Here is an 18,702-nt window from a genome sequence, read left to right as displayed (position 1 = left end):
AAACGGATCAGAGATAAACTGCTAATGAACATGAAGACAAACACATGAAGGGAACCAGCACTCTTGAAAAAAGAAACTGTAATAGATCGTAAAAAAAATCATGGAGGGGTGTTAAATATGCACAAAAGAGATTGTTCCAAATTGAAGTGTCAGTGTTTCATTGTACCTAACTATATTCTTGAGAATTTGGCACAAAATGAAGTGGAAGAAGCACGGATCAGTTTAGCGAAAAGCCGTCAAATGCGCAGGCGCAGAATTTTGAAAGAATATGATATTGACGGGGTTGTTGCTTTAACTGATGCAGGATCTGGGCGTCATGGTGAATCTGCCCGCCATGTTTATGATTGTAAAGGAGGAACCAAGCTCCGGGAGAATGAGGCTAGGAAAGAAGGAGATCGATCAAGTGCAGACTCGGTAGTTAACGCTGCATACGATTATAGCGGAGTTGTGCGTGATTATTTCAAGGATGTCTTGCACCGTAATTCAATTGATAACCAAGGCCTTGATATCATTCTGAACGTTCATTATGGGAATAAATTCACGAATGCCTATTGGGACGGGGATGAAATGGTATTTGGTGACGGCGACGGGGTCATCTTTAGCAATTTTGCCAATTCACTCGATGTAATTGGACACGAACTGACACATGGGGTTACGCAGTTCACAAGTGGATTGGAGTATGAAGGTCAGTCGGGGGCTTTGAATGAACATCTTTCGGATGTGTTTGGAATTGCCATAAAACAATTTCATTTAAAGCAAACAGCAGGTGATGCCGATTGGCTAATCGGAGCTGATATAATGGGACCAACACTGAAAGGACAGGCCCTACGTTCGATGAAAGCACCAGGTACTGCATTTGACAATAAGTTAATGGGTAAAGATATTCAGCCAGATCACATGAGGAACTTCTATAAAGGAGAGCGGGATAATCATGGTGTCCATATCAATAGCGGCATACCCAACAAGGCCTTTTATCTAGTATCCATGGAGATCGGAACGGACAAAGCGGCTTTGATCTGGTTCAATGCAATGCAAAATTTATTTGCAACGGCAAACTTCAATCAATTTGTACAAATAGTCATCAAGGCAGCACAAAAACTTGTTGATAGCGGAGAAGTTACCAAAACAGCCATAGAGACAATTGAAAATGCTTTTAAAGCGGTTGGACTGCCTGAGTAGTCATATTCGATGAATAGGAGGCTTCATCTACAATGCATATCAAATTTAGCTGCATGGGGGGAATGGCCAACCTCGACTTGAACTTTCAGATAGATACAGATGAATTGCCGAAGGAGAAAAATGAGGAATTACAGAACTTAATGAAGACAGCGGACCTTCCTAATGCTCAACTAAATAAAATGGCCGGAGCTAAAGCTCAAGGGTTCGACTCGTTTTCATACCAGCTGGATATAGCTGATGAAAAGAAGAAACAGTCTTTCTCATTTACTGACACAACCGCTCCAGAGGAAGTTCGGCCCTTATTGGATTACTTACGTAATTTGGCCATTGACATAAAGATGGCAGAATGAAATGAAGGTAATGAAAGAAGGTCTATCTATTCAGATAGACCTTTTTTTACGTGGTTTTAAAACTTCACAAAAATGTCATTTCATTTCACTTTTTGTATGGATTTTGGCAGTTAGTTCTCTAAATGGACACAGATTAACAAGGAAAGATCGATCTAGAGCAGAAAGCTTGAAAAGGAAATTGGAAAGTATGGCCGTTTGATGGCAAATTGTAAAGAGTTAGCTATCAAACAGGTAATGGAATCACAAAAAGGGAACGAATTTTGATAGAGGTAAAATCAGAGCGATTTTACAAAAAATGCATAAAATAGGATAATGGTCGCATAGAGGTGAAGTGAATGACATCTCAGGAAATGAAAGTGACGATAGCCAGAAATAAAAACCCCTAGGTGAGTACGTCCGGGAAGACAATCACCTAAGGGCTTGCGAGCAGGAGTATACCTGCCTCTATATCCAGTATACTCCAAGAAAGTGAATAGTAAATGGGGGAGTGAATGGAATGATGATACGGAAAAATTATTTAATGAATATGGAAACGGTGGGAATGATGGAGCGTTACGATTCAAATGGTGCCGAGATGACCATGGTGGTGGAAGGAGAAAACACATTCCATGTCGCACAACCGCGCCAGGAAATCCTGAATAACACGCTAAACCACTTTGGATTGGACCTTGACGGCGGGCTTGCAGCAGCAAAATCCGTGCTTGGCGGAAAATACAGGCTGCCCGTCTGTATAAACGCCCAGCTTGGAATGGTCTGGTTCTCCTCCCGCTCTTTCCGGAAAAGAGGAGGGGTCTGGTTTTCCTACATCCACATTCGTGATTTAGAGGAAATGAACGAAAAAGAAACAATGGTCCACACAAACTATGGACATTGCCTTCCTGTATCCTTAAGCAAAAATCAGCTCGCCTTTAAAAGGGACCAAGCATCCTATCTGCATACCACCTTCCATGGACGCTCTTTAGGCAAAAAAACCTTTTATTACGAGCCGGGAAGCGGAATCACCTTTTGCAAAGAACCTGGTGAGGTCCATTACAGGGTGAAAGGGAAGGAAATCTAGCCAAGGAAAATGTAAAGGTAGACCACCTGAATTAGCCATGAAAAACAACTTAAAGGAGCATGATTTCATTTGAAATCATGCTCCTTGTTATTATTGATTGGAAAAGTGACAGCAATCCAATGTAATAAAATTCACGTCAAACATCTCACTCTAGGTACTGTTATTTGTTATTTTGTGATAACGTCGTTTTATAAATTTTTCATTTTTACAAAGAAAGATTTGCTTGTTTAAGAGAATGTAGAACGTAAAAAGTCTGACTCCATTAAATATTGGGAGTCAGGCTTATTTACTTTCTAAAAAAGTAATTCGTTTCTAAGAGAATGTATGGATTGGAGAAAAGAATATTCGAGAATTTTTGAGGCTGCCAGTCTGAAAGATAACGTCCTGATTTATCAATTAATAAGAAAGGTCATAAGGATTTTTATGGTGTTATTTTAAAGAATATTCTAAAATTTATTATTGACTTACATTTTAATTTGTCTTACAATTGCGTTTGTAATAGTCGAAACATTCAATTAAATGGAAGGGGAGCTTTTTTAAGGAGCTGATTCACTTCAACATGAAGCATGACAACATCCTGAGTGTAAACTCTATGTCAATTCCGGAATCATATTTTCAGAAGGTTTTGTCATATTTTCAATATCTGTATGTCTTGAGTAAGCAATTTATTTACTACTCAGGGAAATGAAAGCGAATACATACTCTTTGGGATGGAGTTGAAAAACTTGAAAAATCAATCTAATCTTGCTGAATCTACTGTAATGGCTCCTGAGGTCGAAAGTAGGAAACAAAATTTTTTCACGAAGTTTAAAACAGCTTATGGTCCAGGAATACTTGCCGTATTAACGTGGCTTGGAGCTGGTGATCTGGTGACTTCTTCTGTTGCCGGGGCAGATTATGGATATAGTTTAATGTGGATTTTAGCTTTATCATTAATCCTTCGTTTTCTTATCGTTAATATCATTGCTCGGTTCCAGCTTTGTAACACAGAGGGGTTAACCATTCTTGAAGGATATGGACGTATTCATCCATTTTTCGGTTACTTCATGTTTGGTTATGCATTAATAATGGGTCATCTTTTTAATGCATATATGATTAAGGGTGCGGGAGAGGTATTATCGACCCTATTCCATGTTAATCAGCCATTCTTGGCTTCAATGGTAGTTGTAGCATTAGTTTTCATGCTTATTGGCAGAAATATTTATAATAGAATTGAAAGTGTAATGAAAGTGCTTTTGGCATTATTGACGATTGCCTTCTTGTACCTGGCCATTTCAGCAACACCGGATGTGGGGCAAATCATTAAAGGGACGGTCGGTTTTAGCATTCCAAGTGATACTGGCGTTCATGGAGCATTGCTGGTGGCGATTTCAATTATAGGTGCAGTGGCAGGATCCATTTCGAACTTTGTTCATCCATATTTCATGAGAGAAAAGGGTTGGACGAAACCGAGTCACGTCAAGGTTCAAAGAAATGATTTACTGTTTGCCATCGGAGTTTGCATTGTGATCAATTTGGCCATTTGGGTTGTAGGTGCAGAAATTTTAAAACCAAATGGAATTCATGTGGAAACGATTGATGATTTGGCAATGGCATTACAAATGTCGTTAGGGCAATTTGGCTGGTACATTTTTTATCTTGGTGTATTTGGCGTATTGTTTGCGAGTATAGTAGGGAAGTCAACTGGTTTTCCAAGATTGATTGTAGACGCCTTTTACGTAATCAATAAGGACCGACGCGAAAAGTACAATGGAAAATATGAAAAAGATCCAATGTATAAATGGATTACGATTTTTGTATTAGTTACTCCAATCATTTGGTCCATTCCTGGCATGCCTGGTTTTATTACATTGACAATTGGTGTAAATGCAATAAACATAATTGGTTTCCCTATTATCGCAATAGGAATGCTTGTACTATCAAATCGAAAAAGCTTGATGGGTAAATATAAAAATAATTGGTTCGAAAATATTGTTCTGACTCTAGCCTCCGTTTTAGCGGTCTGGTCAGCAGTCCAATTGGCTCTTACCTTTATTTGAAATAATGGTAGATTATAGTTAGGGGATTTGTCTGCTTGGGTAATGAACATCAAACTTTATTCGAAGTGAGGGATCAATGATGAAACCGAGAGTAATCATTTATAAGAAAGTGGATCAAGAAGTGTTGGATTATATTCAAAAGACATGTGATGTCGTATATTTTGAGGGTCTTGACTCACAAAATCATCCTGAATTCCTTCAAGAGTTGAAGACAGCACAAGGGATATTAGGTTCAGGATTAAAAGTGGATAAAAGTTTACTGGATCAGGCACCGCAATTAAAAATCGTCTGTAATTCGTCGGTTGGTTACGACAATCTGGATGTAACAGAGCTGTCCAATCGGGGAATTATGGCTACGAATACTCCTGAGGTATTAAATGAGACAGTCGCCGATACGATTATGGGCTTGATGTTATCCACAGCGAGAAGAATGCCAGAGTTGGATCAATTGGTGAAGTCAGGGCAATGGACATCGAATATCGGGGAAAAATGGTTTGGGGTGGATGTCCATCATAAAGTATTAGGAATCATCGGTATGGGAGGAATAGGATCTGCCGTTTCAAAAAGGGCTCATTTTGGGTTTGGCATGAACATTTTATATCACAACAGATCCAGAAATGAGGAAGCGGAACAAAAGTATGGGGCTACATACTGTTCAATGGAAGATCTGTTAAAGCAGTCTGATTTTGTCTGCTTGATGACACCGCTCACTCCCCAAACCGAAAATATGATGGGGGAAAAAGAATTCAAACTCATGAAGGAGTCCGCCATCTTCATCAATTGTTCAAGAGGGAAAACAGTGGATGAAGAAGCCTTGATCCATGCGCTAACAACCGGTGAAATTCACGCGGCAGGACTGGATGTCTTTGTACAAGAGCCCGTCAAGGAAGACAACCCATTGCTTTCCATGAAGAATGTTGTCACTTTGCCTCATATCGGTTCCGCAACATATGAAACCCGCTTGAAAATGGCGATACTGGCCGCAACCAACCTTGTTACCGGATTACAGGGGGAAACTCCGCCTACCTTGATTAAAGCTGGTGTAAAGGTAAAGTAATTTATAATGGAATGAATTACGCTGGATGGTCCTTTATGGGGCTATCCAGTTTTTCAATTCCGGATTATTCAATATTTTTACTCATCCTGTAAAGCAAAAAAAGCCCTCTATAAAAAGAGGGCTTCAGGGAGTTCGGATTTACTGTTTTAAGAAATCCTCATTGGATTGCTGAAAATAACTGGAATTATTCATCAACCGCATCTGCCATTCCATCAAAATCGAAAATTACGATCTATCAAACAGCTCAGCCCCGGAAATACCTGGGTTTGTCATCTCGTAAGGATTTAAAATAAGATCAAGCTCTTCCTCTGTTAACACATCATACTGGAGGCATAGGTCACGTACTGATTTTCCTTTTAAAATGGCTTCCCGTGCGATACGGGCTGCCACTTCGTATCCAATATGCGGATTAACAGCCGTGATAATCCCTACGCTTTTTTCCACATTCTCTTTTAGACGGTCTTCGTTTGCTTCAATATCCACCAGACAGTAGTCTGTAAAGGCACGGAATGCATTGTTCATAATGCTGATGGATTGAAGCAAATTGAACACAAGCACAGGTTCCATCACGTTCAGTTCAAGCTGACCCGCTTCAGATGCCAGGCAAATGGTATGGTCATTGCCAATAACCTGGAACGCTACTTGATTGATCATTTCAGGCATGACCGGATTGACTTTTCCCGGCATGATGGATGAACCTGGCTGACGAGCCGGCAAGTTAATTTCCGCAAGGCCCGCACGGGGACCTGAGGCCATTAAACGTAGGTCGTTCGCAATTTTGGACATATTCATCATACATATTTTCAATGCAGCAGAGACTTCTGTATAAGCATCTGTATTTTGTGTCGCATCAACAAGATGCTCGGCCCCGACAAGCGGAAGCCCGCTAATATCCGCCAAATGTTCAACCACACTTTCGATGTAGCGAGGGTCTGCATTTAATCCTGTTCCCACAGCTGTTGCGCCCATATTTATCTCATATAAATGCTGGCGTGATTGTTGAATGCGTTTAATATCCCGCTCTATTACACGGCTATATGCTTCAAACTCTTGACCAAGACGGATGGGCACTGCATCTTGAAGATGTGTCCGTCCCATTTTAATCACATGGTCAAATTGTTGGGCCTTTTTCCTGAAGATAGTAAGCATATATTCCATCGTATCCAACAATTTTTCAAGTGAAATAAGAGTGGCGATATGAATCGAGCTCGGGAACACATCATTTGTTGATTGTGACATGTTCACATGGCTATTAGGACTTAATTGAACATAGTCACCTTTCTCTTTTCCAAGCAATTCGAGTGCACGGTTAGCAATGACTTCGTTTGCGTTCATATTCATGGATGTACCTGCACCGCCCTGGATGGGATCCACGATAAAATGATCATGCCATTTGCCTTCGATTACTTCGTCTGCTGCCTGAATGATCATCTTACCAAGACCATCGTACAAACGTTTAGTATCCATATTTGCTAAAGCCGCTGCTTTTTTCACGATAGCCAACGCTTTAATCAATTCTCCATGAATGCGATAGCCTGTAATCGGAAAGTTTTCGACTGCACGCAATGTTTGGATACCATAGTATGCATGCACTGGTACTTGTTTTGATCCTAAGAAATCTTTCTCAATACGTACGTTATGATTTATATGGATTGTTGACATCGTGTTTCCTCCTTTATAGTTTATGCTACGTCTGATTGTTTAATAGAATCAACGTAATGGTCTGCTTTTTCCTGGTCAAATTCGCCTTCCCACTTCGACATGACAATCGCCGCCAATGAGTTCCCCACGACATTAACCGCTGATCTTCCCATATCCAAAATTCGGTCGATACCGGCAATGAACGCAACACCTTCCACCGGCAGTCCCATAGAACCAAGTGTTGTTAAAACAACAACAAATGACGCACCCGGAACGCCAGCCATTCCTTTTGACGTTAACATCAGTACTAGTAACAACGTAATCTGTTGTGTAATGGATAGATCAATACCATACATTTGTGCCACGAAAAGTGAAGCGAGTGCCTGATATATCGATGAGCCGTCCAGATTAAACGTATAGCCTGTTGGAATAACAAAAGAAGTAATGGATTTCGGGCAGCCAAACTTCTCCATTTTGTCCATAAGCCTTGGTAATACCGACTCTGAACTTGCTGTTGTAAAGGCCAAAATCAGTTCATCCTTTAATACTTTCAGGATAACGAAAATGCTTGTCCCAGACATTTTCGCGATAATTCCAAGAATGACGAACACGAAGAATACCATCGTCACATAAACGGCAACTACTAGGTTCCCTAAAGGAATTAAAGTTGCGATGCCAAATTTAGCAACGGTTACACCAATGAGTGCAAATACGCCAAAGGGGGCAAATTTCATGACTAGATTCGTCACCCAAAACATTACTTCCAACACACCTTCAAAGAATCCTAGAATAGGCTTTCCTTTTTCGCCTATCGCAGCCACACCTAAGCCGAATAAAACAGAAAAGAAGATAATCGGTAATAAATCCGCTTGAGCCATTGATTCAAATACATTTTGAGGAACAATATGAGAAATTGTTTCTCCAAAGCCACTGCTTCCTGCCGTCTTTGTTGTTTCTTCATATTTTGAAATATCGCTTTTTTCAAGATTGCTTGTATCTAAACCAGCCCCCGGATGGAACAAGTTTGCCGCCAGTAATCCAATGACAATGGCAATTGTGGTGACAATCTCAAAATATAGAAGAGTCTTCCCGCCTAATTTTCCTAGTTTTTTAATATCGCCGACTCCCGCAATGGAGACTACTAATGCAGCCATGACAATCGGGATGACAATCATTTTAATTAAATGAATGAAAATATCGCCGATAGGTACCATGATGGCCATGGCTGTTTCATTACCATGGAATAAAGCACCGACAATGATACCTAGTACAAGTGCAACAAAAATTTGAGTAGCTAAGCCAAACTTTTTCATTTAAATTCCTCCTATGATGATTGCATTATTGTTAACGCTTTCAATTTTTAGATTATTTTAAGTTTATGATCATCCTACTGGAACCTACTGAAACCTACTGATACTTACAAGGGCCAGAAAAAATAATAATTTCAGTCAAAACCCTTCTCTCCTTTTTACCATTTCATGTGTTATGTTTTTACTATAGTGACTGGGAGGGACCGTATTGAAAAAGAGTATAAGGATATTACTATTGATTATGATTGCGGTGCCTCTTGCGGGTGAATTCAAGTTTTATCCATTCGACGATACATTCAGAGTCAGTTTGGGAACCCCCGTATTTTTCTTATTTTTACTATGGGGGAGGGGAATCCACCCGATTATTGCAGGCATATTAACGGGAATGAGTGTGTTTGTTTTTCGTTTTTCACTGGCTGTCGGGATACGGGACATATCTGTTGAGGAAGCGATGTATCTTTATGTTCCAGCCTTTTTCTATTACTTCATCTACGCGTTCGCATTTCATAAAACGAAATTGAACGAACGGCACAATCAGCCGTTTATGATCGGACTTTTAGGGGTATTGATCGAGCTTTTTGCAAGTGTATCGGAAATGATGATCCGTTCTTTCTTGGCGAATCAGGGCACACCCTTGCTAGCCATTGACCAACTCGTTTTAATCGCCTTTATTCGAAGCTTTTTCGTCCTCGGCTTTTTTAATATATTAAAGCTGAGAGAAGCAAAATTCGCAGAAGCGGAGCAGCGCATGCAAAAGGAACAAATGCTGCTTTTCATTTCAAGTTTGTATGAAGAATCGGTTCAACTGAAGAAAACGATGCAAAATGCGGAAGAAATCACCCGCACTTGTTATGACTTTTACCGTCGGTTAAAATCAGAGGGGACTAATGGAAGCGATGCGCAAACTGCGTTGCAGATTGCCGGTCTCGTGCATGAGATCAAAAAAGATAACCAGCGGATTTATGCGGGGCTGTCGGAACTCGTGTCTTCCGAAAACCTGCAGGAATATATGAATATCGAAGAGCTTGGTAACATCATGATCGTGTCCAATAGACGATATGCAGAGTCCCTTCGCAAAGATATTTCATTTTCCTTGCAGATAGATGGTGATCATCCGCCCTACCATGTATATATGGTATTATCATTAATAAATAATTTATTGGCCAATGCAGTGGAAGCCATTAAAGAAGAGGGGTACGTATCACTGCATGTGAAAAGGAAAGATCAATTCGTGGAGTTTTGCATCAGTGACAATGGCCCCGGCATTGCACCGAAGCAGAAGGAACTCATTTTTACAGCAGGATATACAAAGAAATTCGATGCGGCGGGAAACCCTTCGACGGGAATCGGTTTATCGTATGTGAAACAAACTGTTGAAAAATTTGGAGGACATATCAGGCTAATGGATAACTATAAAGAGACCGTATTCATCGTAGAACTTCCGATTGATGCGATTATGGAGAAAGGGTTAACGAAATGAATTATTTCATTATAGATGACGATCCTGCCATTCGAGGAATGCTGACAGAGATGATTGAAGATGAAGATTTAGGAAAAGTGGTAGGAGAAGCAGAAGACGGATCGCTAGTGAATAATGGCTTGCTGTTTTTAAAAAAAGCAGACGTTGTCCTAATTGATTTGCTCATGCCAATAAGGGACGGAATTGAAACGATCAGGGCTCTTGCTGATGGATTTCAAGGGAAGTTTGTGATGATTTCGCAAGTGGAATCGAAGGAACTGATTGGAGAGGCGTATAGATTAGGGGCGGAATACTACATTACAAAACCGCTGAACCAAGTTGAAATTTCAAGCATATTAAACAAAGTAAATGAGCGAATACTGGTGGATCAATCGATCCAGGGCATTCAAAAATCGTTGAACGTTTTTACGGGCCGCCCGAGGTCTTCGAAAGTGCCCTCCGCCCATACAAAAAATATTATGGAAGCCGGACGTTCCTTAATTTCCGATTTAGGTATGATTGGCGAAGGGGGAAGCGAGGATTTACTAAACATTTTAGGATTCCTCCAAAATGAAAAGCAAAGACTCGGTTCCGCCTACACGTTTCCATATTTAAAGGAAATTTTTGCAGGGATTGCTGCTGAAAAGCTGGGAGATCAGGCGAAAGAGGCCGAAATCCAGAAAGAAATGAAAGCTTCTGAGCAGCGTGTCCGTCGCGCTCTTAACCAGGCCCTCATCCATATCGCTTCATTAGGATTGACGGATTATTTGAATCCAAAATTCGAAGCCTATTCATCCACATTTTTTGATTTCTCGGAAGTCCGCAAAAAAATGCTGGAGCTGGAAGACAAGAGCAAAAAAGTAAGCAGCCAGAGCCGTAATAACATGAAAAAGTTTATCCAAGTGCTGTTTATGGAAGCAAGACAGATGATGAAATAATAAACCAGAAACACAAGTGAAATTGATTGAAAATTCACAAAAACATAATAAAGACAAATCCGTTTATATGGATTTGTCTTTATCACTTTTTTCTTCGTATTTTTTATGAACAGTATGACTTTCTTTCAAATCTACAGAAAAAGATAAAAAAGTTATTCGTTTTCTAATAGTTTGACTAATGCCATCGCTCTAACTTTGGTATTCCTCTAGTAAAAAACTTAGCAATAAATTTAGGCATTTTCATATTTTCCATCAAATGATTTTGAACAAATTTTTGCATTTCTATCGCAGTAATATTTTGAGTGAATTCACCATTTATATAACAATGACTACAATATTTAGTACTTTTACTACCATCTTTTTCAGTTCCTCCACCTAATTCATCTTTAGAGAGCGGCATTCCACAACTCTGACATGTTTTATATCTTTTCATTATAAATTCTCCTACAAAAAGTTTTAATCTAAACAAATTATAAGGCAAGAAATTATGAGTAGAACTGACTGAAGTTTGGGACAAGCCTCACATATGTATGACAAATCCATCAGGCAAGCCTTTTTTGAATCGTTCTGTTTAAAAATGCATGCAGATAAGGAGGCAGTAGAATTACGGATTACAGAAAGAAAGGAACTCGTCTTTAATATAGACCAGATCGGTCATAATATACTTGGAGATGAAGGAAATGAGTAAAAAGATAGGAAGCGCCAGAATCGCAACAAGTGTTAACCCGCAAGGACATGGAAAAGATGTCGAATTCTCCACAGAGCCAAAAAGCGAGCTTGAAAACAAGCAAAAAGGTCCAATACAAAATAAGCGGTATACGGGTAAATTAAGGTCACACTTCATATAAGAAAGCCCTTCTCTATATCGAAAGGGGGCTATTGTAATCCTCTTATAAGGAGGTCCTGATCATCATCTGTATACAGGTGTAGGACACTATGAATCACATGTCTCGATACTACGAGCCAAACCGTTGATGAGAGTGTCTTAGCTACCATGAAATCAGTGACCAGCGAAGCAATGAGGCCTTCAAATATGTAAATAGACAAAAAAAATAACCAGCCATGCGACATGCTGGAGTGATTACTGACATTAAATGTTAAGTTGGATTGTTCCTCCATGCGTTAAAAACGACGGATCTTTCATGGCAACTGTTATGTAATATTCATTGATATAATTCTGGAATTGTGATAACTTAGTATAGAAACACATTTGCGAATTATGTATAAACAGTTTATCCCTTATTTTAATTATAAGGTTAAACTCACCTCTAGTCAACCCCTAATTTCTTTTTTTGAAGGAGTGTCTGATATGAACAATGAAATTCGGCAGGAGCAAGAACGTTTGGATGAGGTGATAGAAACAATTACGAAGCAAATCAGCAAAATAGAAGGAGAGACTTTACAGCGTAGAAAAGAAGTTGTTAATATCCGGAAACACTTTTGGGATGACCTCAAGGTTAATGTGGATACTTTCGATGATTACCTCGAGACGATCATTGGCTTAAGGCAACAGGCTCAAGACTTGTCACAAAGCGAAGGTGCACATAGATATTCCTTCAAGAGGTTGTCAACACTGCGCCGCATGCAGGGGGCACCTTATTTCGGCCGGATTGATTTAACTGAAGAAGGGGCTTCCCTTACGGAACATATTTATATTGGGACCGCCACCCTTACTGATACAACAGGAGAAAACTTCATTGTCTACGATTGGAGGGCTCCGATTTCGAGTGTTTATTATGACTATCCTCCCGGTCCCGTAGAATACTCTACTCCCGGAGGCGTAATTCGGGGGATGCTGGAGAATAAGTGGCAATATATCATCAAGGGAGGCGTTATCGACTCAATGTTCGATACGAGTCTCACCATTGGAGATGAGATACTGCAGCAGGTGCTTGGTAAGGGGACGGATAAGCATATGCACAGTATTGTGTCCACCATTCAACGGGAGCAAAATAGAATCATCCGGAACGATCGCGGACGTCTGCTCATTGTTCAAGGAGCCGCTGGCAGTGGCAAGACATCAGCTGCCCTCCAACGGATCGCTTACTTGCTTTATAAATATCGAGATAGGATTAAGGCCGATCAAATCATTCTATTCTCACCTAACTCCATGTTTAATAACTACGTATCCAATGTACTACCCGAACTTGGTGAAGAGAATATGCAGCAGGTAACATTCCAGGAATATTTGGACCATCGTCTGGCTGACTCATTTCAAGTTGAGGACCCTTATGAGCAATTAGAATTTTTGTTGACTGGAGCGGATGATCCTTCCTATAGCACTAGGGCAGCGAGTATCCGATTTAAGGCTTCAATTCGCTTCTTTGAGATAATCAAAACATACAGTCAATCACTGGAATCATCTGGAATGATCTTTAGAGGGTTCAAGTTCCGAGGGGAAACGCTCGTCTCCGCCAAACAAATCTCAGAAAGATTTTATAACAGAGACACCACACTAAGATTTCACAATAGGATTGAAAAGTTGAAAGAATGGTTATGTGAGTTACTTGATGAAAGGGAAAAGTTTGAGTTGAAACAACCTTGGGTCCAGGAGGAAATCGAGTATCTTAGCAAAGAAGACTATCAAAAGGTATACACTCACTTAGAGAAAAAACGCGGTGTTAATGAAGATTCCTTTGACGATTATGAGATGGAGAATAAAATGCTCGCGCGTATGATTGTTCGAAAGAAATTGAAGACGTTACGCAAACGGATAAAAGCATTTCATTTTATCAACATTAAGGGAATATACAAGCAACTTTTTGACGATCAAATACGGATCGAAGTGTGGAATGAGGGTAAAACACCTATCGAAAGGGAAATTTGCTTATCAACGCAAAAAATGCTGGACGAAGGTAAACTGCATTACGAAGACGCGACTCCATTTTTGCTACTGAAGGAGCTAATTCTAGGGTTTCAGACGAATACCTCTATAAAATACGTGCTTGTAGACGAAGCACAAGATTATTCTCCATTTCAATTCGAGTTTTTGAAACGGTTGTTTCCTTCTGCAAGGATGACCGTGCTCGGTGACTTTAACCAGGCGATATTCGCTCATGCCAGCGAACGGGTGGATTTCCAGACTCTTACCAGTTTATACGGAATAAGTGAAACCGAGAGTATAACCTTGGATCAAAGCTACAGATCCACAAAGCAGATTATAGAATTTACACGTGAACTAGTTCCTGAAGGCCATCGAATTAAGGCATTCGACCGTGAAGGTGAAAAGCCTGTACTGACCCAAGTCTCCAGCCGTGATGAATTGCACCACAAAATCGTGACTAAAGTCAAAGACTTTCAAAGTCGTGAGTATAATACAATCGCAATCATATGTAAATCTGCTGCGGAAAGTGCCGCTGCATACGATGCCCTTAGTATCATCAGTGAAATTAAACTCGTACAGAAAGGCACAAATGAATATGAACAGGGTGTTGTTGTTATACCGGCTTATTTGGCCAAAGGCATCGAATTTGATGCTGTCATCATTTATGATGCATCTGTGCAAGCTTACGGTGATGAGAGCTTACGAAGATTGTTCTACACCGCATGTACCAGGGCTATGCATAACTTGCAGATATATACGGTTGGCGAACCCAGTCCTTTCTTGCTCAACGATGCAACGAAGAGTTTACTTCTGACCCTAGATTGACAAAGAGGGCCCGAATATGGAAAACAACTTTTTTGAAACCTGTGTAGACTTTAGTTCTATGCAGGTTTTTTATTGGGGTACTCTTTATAAATTCCTGATCGCAGGCAGAAGTTCACAGAAAGAAAGGACCTCCATTTTAATTTACAACAGTTCGGACATAATATACTTGGAGGTGAAGGAAATGAGTAAAAAGACAGCAGGAAGAGGCCAAATCGCACCAAGTGTTAACCCGCAGGGACATGGAAAAGATGTCGAATTCGCCACTGAGCCCAAAAGCGAGCTTGAAAACAAGGCAAAAAAGTCCAATACAAAATAAGTGTATTGGGCAAAAATATGGTCATACTTCGTAAAGAATGCCCTTCTCTTAATCGAGAGGGGCTTTTATAAGTTATAAGAAGGCTCTAATCATTTTATTGATAATGGAAAAAAACCTATCCTAAGTCCACGATTTTTGTCGATGAATCATACGTTTTTGGAGCAGCGGAATGTGAAAGAATAGTAAAATGGGGCTACCGTTAAAAAAATACCAAATACATTTGTCGCTGTGCTAATATGAAAGACTGAGCTTAATAAAATGGAGAGGAGTTACAAATGAAAATAAATCGATTAATAGCGAACAATATAAACCATTTAGATGCAGCACTTCAAGACGATCAATCATTAGGAATTGCTGGGTTATCCGGTTCCGGGAAGACGACTTTTTGTCAAACCATTGGGGAAGAATCCAAGAAGCGTCTCGTTTCCTTATTGCCCAAGTCTGAATATCAATATTTATTTCCTAATATTATGGAAACCAACTTCAGCGCCATCAAGATGGAGGAAATGCCGCTGGTCCTTTTTCTCGGCAAATCATCCATTTCAGCCAATCCCCGTTCAACCATTGGCACACATACTGGTGTCTTTAAAGAGATTCGTGTTTGTCTTGCTGAAAAATTCAATCTTTCTCCGGAAGTTTTTTCATTTAATAATGCCTTAGGCTGGTGCCCCACTTGTAAAGGACGCGGTACGACGAAAAATGTCGAATGTCCAAAGTGTGAGGGGAAACGCTACAATCAAGAAGTCGAGCAATATACGATTGAATTATTAGATCGCCCGCATACTATTTCCGATATCAACAACTTAAGCATCGAAACGATCCTTTCACTCGCAGAGACATTACATATTAGTGAAGCTAAACAGCATATTCTCCAAAATATAATCAATATGAATATTGGTTATTTAAGTTTAAATCGTATTATGGGGACAGTATCAGGGGGAGAATTAACACGGCTTTACTTGGCCGAATTTATGGCAACAAGTGAAAATACCGTGATCATCATTGATGAAATCTCCGTCGGTCTTGATCATCAAACCCTATTGAAAATTTTGGAACAGATTAAGCAATTAGGATATAAGAATCAAATTTGGCTCATTGATCACTCAGACACGGTATTAGATAGCACAAATGAACAATTGTTCTTTGGACCTGGCAGCGGGAAATATGGCGGGAAAATTGTTGAGGAATCACCACGTCCCAAACCAATCGCCTGGGAACGAAATGAAGCAGCGCCAATGGAATACTATCAATTTCAGGATCTTTACTGCCGTAATATTCAAATGGAAGAAATCCGGATTCCCAAGAATAGGCTGGTTACCTTTACGGGTGAGTCAGGTTGTGGGAAATCTACACTTGTCAATGAATGTATCTCTAAAGATTTTCAGAAGCGGTATCCAAAAGATAAACTGGTCATGGTCGGGCAGGATCGAAACAAATCGATTACCAGTCGATCAACCGTTGCGACATTTCTTGATATTAAAAAGAAACTAACCAAATACAGTGATGAAATTGATGATATTTTTCTGCGTTCGATTGAAGATATCATCGAAGAATTGCCAAATGAAGACATCGCTCATAAACGCTTGAGCTTATTGATCAAACTTGGGCTTGGTTATTTGACGTTGGAAAGAAAAACACAAACACTATCGACGGGTGAATTTCAATGTGTCCACTTAGTTTCCGAGCTTTTCGCGAAGACAAGAAACCCGCATACGCTGTTCATTTTTGACGAGCCTTCAAAAGGGTTATCCCAAAACATTTTAAACCAATTCATCGATAGTGTCAGGGTCATCCTGGAGGATGAATCCGTCTCCATCATCATGATAGAACATAATGGTTATATGCTGGATAGCTCGGATTATATCGTTGATTTTGGTAAACGACAGCTAACACCTGTCCAACATCTTGACGTTGTCAGTCATGATGATCATTTTCGACACAATAACAGTGAGGTTCAAGTGGAACCATTGCAAATCACTTCTACACTCCGGTCAAAAAATGGCATCAATTATTTACAGGAAAATCATCTGGACTATTTCAAAAAGGCAGAGAACGTCTATAAGGGCGGCATTTTAAAAAGCCTATCACCAATCGCTCGTGTGATTTATGGTGAATACGAATCAGACACGATTGCACCTGTGATCGCCATCGATCTTGAACGGCACTTGTACAGTCAATATACGTTTCTTTATGAATTGGGCGGAATGATCAACCATATAGTGGCTGCACATCCAACCAATAAAGATACAAGAAGCTTCGATTTCTATTCTGCAGAAAATCATTGTCCAAGCTGTTCGGGCCGCAGGGTCATTGAAAAATTTGACTTTGATGTCGTCATTCAAGACAAAAACGTGCCATTCTGGGATGGCTTATTACATCCAGACGTGATGGAAGTACTAAAATATTATCAACATTCAAAACTGCAATTCCTGTTTGATGAGATCAAGAATGAACTCGGTCACGACATTAGTAAAAGCTATAATGAGATGACAGATGCCGAAAAGCAGACCTTCTTATATGGGTATTGGGAAAAGTCCTTTTACGATAAAGCAGGCAAGGCATCAAGAACATGGGAAGGATTCAATTTCATCATTGGACGTTATATGTTCATATCGAAATCGATCATTAAAGAGCAGATGAAAGCATCAAAAGAGATGATCGCCTGTCCTGTCTGTCAAGGAACGATCCTCAAGCATCATAAAAAACTGACATTTGGTGATACAGACATTCGCGAGATCATCCAACAGCCGATTGATCAAGTCATCAAAATTGTTGGGAAGCTTCCAGAACTGGAAAAACTAAAAGCGATTGTGGGGGGCGATATCGCACTTACAGATGATGTCTCATTCCTTCCTCGGGAAACAAAAGCGGCGTTGAAAATGCTCGAACTGGAACTGGCAAGCTTCGTCGGCTATGAAGTGGTTTTACAAAATACCCTGCCATTCTGGGGCAGCATTAAAGGCAATATCGAAGCAATCAGCAGCAAAAACCAGATCACCATCTGTGACTTTGCCAATATTAACGAAACAAGAGAAACCATTATTGATAAATACTTCACCAATGGCAAATACAAAAAACTAACCTATGTCTATGAAGCATTTGGCTACAAAAAAATCGTTACCCAAATCAATAAAGTAAAAGCAAGTCATAAATGCCCATTCTGTAATGGGAAGAAAGTCATTTCAGAAGATAACATCCATGACGGTGTGTATAAATTAACGATACCCTGTGTGAGTTGTCATGCCAGTGGCATCGATGATGAAGGGCGTAAAGCAATCGTCGAAGACATCGACGTGCAGACCTGGCTGACAGGGAAAGTAAGGGATGTCGTGGCAGAAAGTGAACGTACCGAGGCCGTTGCCGATATTCCCATTTTCAACCGGATTCGTGAATTGAACAAACGAGATATGATGGCGGTTCATCAATGCCTTGAACAGAAAAAATAAATTTAACAGCACTCAATTGAAAAAAGTCCGCCGATAAAGGCGGAGTTCTGTTTGAATATAAAAGGGGTTCAGAGTCCGAATATAGTGAGGTGAAGGTCGAACATGAACGGTCGAATACTATGTGGGATAGGTCGAATACTGTGCGTGAACGGCCGAATATTGTGTGGTTTAGGTCGATAAACTGCGTCAATGGCCCAAGACAGTGTAGCTGGTCGAATAAAATGCTCCGGTTATTATGGTTTTTTACTGTAATCCTCATTG

At 40.1% G+C, this 18,702-nt stretch carries 14 protein-coding genes; 11 read left to right on the top strand and 3 right to left on the bottom strand.

All coding sequences use genetic code 11. The annotated features are described in order from the left end of the window. The first annotated feature begins 117 nt into the window (after positions 1-117). The 5 genes from ACDZ29_RS04880 (at position 118) to ACDZ29_RS04860 (ending at position 5,682) form a co-directional block, all read left to right on the top strand. Entirely contained in the window at positions 118-1,179 is a 1,062-nt protein-coding gene (locus ACDZ29_RS04880) for a M4 family metallopeptidase (protein ID WP_289326322.1), read from the top strand. 32 nt (positions 1,180-1,211) lie between these two features. Then, complete coding sequence (locus ACDZ29_RS04875; protein ID WP_375090138.1) at positions 1,212-1,529, top strand: protealysin inhibitor emfourin; 318 nt, start codon at positions 1,212-1,214, stop codon at positions 1,527-1,529. 496 nt (positions 1,530-2,025) lie between these two features. Further along, positions 2,026-2,586: a competence protein ComK gene (locus ACDZ29_RS04870; protein ID WP_289326320.1), complete on the top strand. Its 561-nt coding sequence runs from the start codon at positions 2,026-2,028 to the stop codon at positions 2,584-2,586. Between the two features lie 725 nt (positions 2,587-3,311). Then, positions 3,312-4,625, top strand: a complete 1,314-nt coding sequence (locus ACDZ29_RS04865) for an Nramp family divalent metal transporter (protein ID WP_375090137.1) — start codon at positions 3,312-3,314, stop codon at positions 4,623-4,625. A 79-nt stretch (positions 4,626-4,704) separates the two neighbouring features. Next, positions 4,705-5,682: a 2-hydroxyacid dehydrogenase gene (locus ACDZ29_RS04860; RefSeq protein WP_375090135.1), complete on the top strand. Its 978-nt coding sequence runs from the start codon at positions 4,705-4,707 to the stop codon at positions 5,680-5,682. Positions 5,683-5,907: 225 nt separating this feature from the next. On the opposite strand, the gene aspA is transcribed toward ACDZ29_RS04860, so the two are convergent. After that, the gene (gene aspA, locus ACDZ29_RS04855; RefSeq protein WP_375090134.1) at positions 5,908-7,344 is read right to left on the bottom strand and encodes an aspartate ammonia-lyase; all 1,437 of its coding nucleotides are present in this window, start codon (positions 7,342-7,344) and stop codon (positions 5,908-5,910) included. A gap of 20 nt (positions 7,345-7,364) precedes the next feature. Further along, positions 7,365-8,636, bottom strand: a complete 1,272-nt coding sequence (locus tag ACDZ29_RS04850; RefSeq protein WP_375090133.1) for a cation:dicarboxylate symporter family transporter — start codon at positions 8,634-8,636, stop codon at positions 7,365-7,367. Positions 8,637-8,841: 205 nt separating this feature from the next. Between ACDZ29_RS04850 and ACDZ29_RS04845 the strand changes: the two genes are divergently transcribed. Together ACDZ29_RS04845 and ACDZ29_RS04840 are read left to right on the top strand one after the other, a co-directional pair. After that, the gene (locus tag ACDZ29_RS04845; RefSeq protein ID WP_375090131.1) at positions 8,842-10,113 is read left to right on the top strand and encodes an ATP-binding protein; all 1,272 of its coding nucleotides are present in this window, start codon (positions 8,842-8,844) and stop codon (positions 10,111-10,113) included. Then, a complete protein-coding gene (locus ACDZ29_RS04840) occupies positions 10,110-11,030 on the top strand; it encodes a response regulator (RefSeq protein ID WP_375090130.1) in 921 nt (306 codons plus the stop codon). Before ACDZ29_RS04845 ends, ACDZ29_RS04840 begins: the two co-directional genes overlap by 4 nt. A 175-nt stretch (positions 11,031-11,205) precedes the next feature. Here ACDZ29_RS04840 and ACDZ29_RS04835 read toward each other — a convergent pair whose 3' ends face one another. After that, positions 11,206-11,463 (bottom strand): zinc ribbon domain-containing protein, encoded by a 258-nt coding sequence (locus tag ACDZ29_RS04835; protein WP_289315057.1) that lies wholly within the window; start codon positions 11,461-11,463, stop codon positions 11,206-11,208. Between the two features lie 247 nt (positions 11,464-11,710). Between ACDZ29_RS04835 and ACDZ29_RS04830 the strand changes: the two genes are divergently transcribed. The 4 genes from ACDZ29_RS04830 to ACDZ29_RS04815 all read left to right on the top strand — a co-directional run bounded on the left by ACDZ29_RS04830 (position 11,711) and on the right by ACDZ29_RS04815 (position 18,441). Next, positions 11,711-11,878 (top strand): hypothetical protein, encoded by a 168-nt coding sequence (locus tag ACDZ29_RS04830; RefSeq protein ID WP_370016288.1) that lies wholly within the window; start codon positions 11,711-11,713, stop codon positions 11,876-11,878. Positions 11,879-12,339: 461 nt separating this feature from the next. Then, positions 12,340-14,679, top strand: coding sequence for an RNA polymerase recycling motor HelD (gene helD / locus ACDZ29_RS04825; protein ID WP_375090128.1), 2,340 nt, complete (start codon positions 12,340-12,342; stop codon positions 14,677-14,679). 181 nt (positions 14,680-14,860) lie between these two features. Continuing rightward, positions 14,861-14,995, top strand: coding sequence for a small, acid-soluble spore protein L (gene sspL / locus ACDZ29_RS04820; RefSeq protein WP_201186571.1), 135 nt, complete (start codon positions 14,861-14,863; stop codon positions 14,993-14,995). 275 nt (positions 14,996-15,270) lie between these two features. Further along, positions 15,271-18,441, top strand: coding sequence for an ATP-binding cassette domain-containing protein (locus tag ACDZ29_RS04815; protein ID WP_375090126.1), 3,171 nt, complete (start codon positions 15,271-15,273; stop codon positions 18,439-18,441). The last annotated feature ends 261 nt before the right edge of the window (positions 18,442-18,702 follow it).

Origin of the sequence: Peribacillus sp. RS7, assembly GCF_041956845.1 — a bacterium.
Taxonomy (GTDB): domain Bacteria; phylum Bacillota; class Bacilli; order Bacillales; family DSM-1321; genus Peribacillus.
The sequence above is the reverse complement of the archived record's forward strand: the minus strand, read 5'-3'. Positions and strand labels throughout refer to the sequence as shown.

What these genes read in the sequence shown, in the direction of transcription:
- ACDZ29_RS04880 (WP_289326322.1), top strand. Translation starts at nt 118, where the DNA reads ATGCACAAAAGAGATTGTTCCAAATTGAAGTGTCAGTGTTTCATTGTA.
- ACDZ29_RS04875 (WP_375090138.1), top strand. Translation starts at nt 1,212, where the DNA reads ATGCATATCAAATTTAGCTGCATGGGGGGAATGGCCAACCTCGACTTG.
- ACDZ29_RS04870 (WP_289326320.1), top strand. Translation starts at nt 2,026, where the DNA reads ATGATGATACGGAAAAATTATTTAATGAATATGGAAACGGTGGGAATG.
- ACDZ29_RS04860 (WP_375090135.1), top strand. Translation starts at nt 4,705, where the DNA reads ATGAAACCGAGAGTAATCATTTATAAGAAAGTGGATCAAGAAGTGTTG.
- aspA (WP_375090134.1), bottom strand. Translation starts at nt 7,344, where the DNA reads ATGTCAACAATCCATATAAATCATAACGTACGTATTGAGAAAGATTTC.
- ACDZ29_RS04850 (WP_375090133.1), bottom strand. Translation starts at nt 8,636, where the DNA reads ATGAAAAAGTTTGGCTTAGCTACTCAAATTTTTGTTGCACTTGTACTA.
- ACDZ29_RS04840 (WP_375090130.1), top strand. Translation starts at nt 10,110, where the DNA reads ATGAATTATTTCATTATAGATGACGATCCTGCCATTCGAGGAATGCTG.
- ACDZ29_RS04835 (WP_289315057.1), bottom strand. Translation starts at nt 11,463, where the DNA reads ATGAAAAGATATAAAACATGTCAGAGTTGTGGAATGCCGCTCTCTAAA.
- ACDZ29_RS04830 (WP_370016288.1), top strand. Translation starts at nt 11,711, where the DNA reads ATGAGTAAAAAGATAGGAAGCGCCAGAATCGCAACAAGTGTTAACCCG.
- helD (WP_375090128.1), top strand. Translation starts at nt 12,340, where the DNA reads ATGAACAATGAAATTCGGCAGGAGCAAGAACGTTTGGATGAGGTGATA.
- sspL (WP_201186571.1), top strand. Translation starts at nt 14,861, where the DNA reads ATGAGTAAAAAGACAGCAGGAAGAGGCCAAATCGCACCAAGTGTTAAC.
- ACDZ29_RS04815 (WP_375090126.1), top strand. Translation starts at nt 15,271, where the DNA reads ATGAAAATAAATCGATTAATAGCGAACAATATAAACCATTTAGATGCA.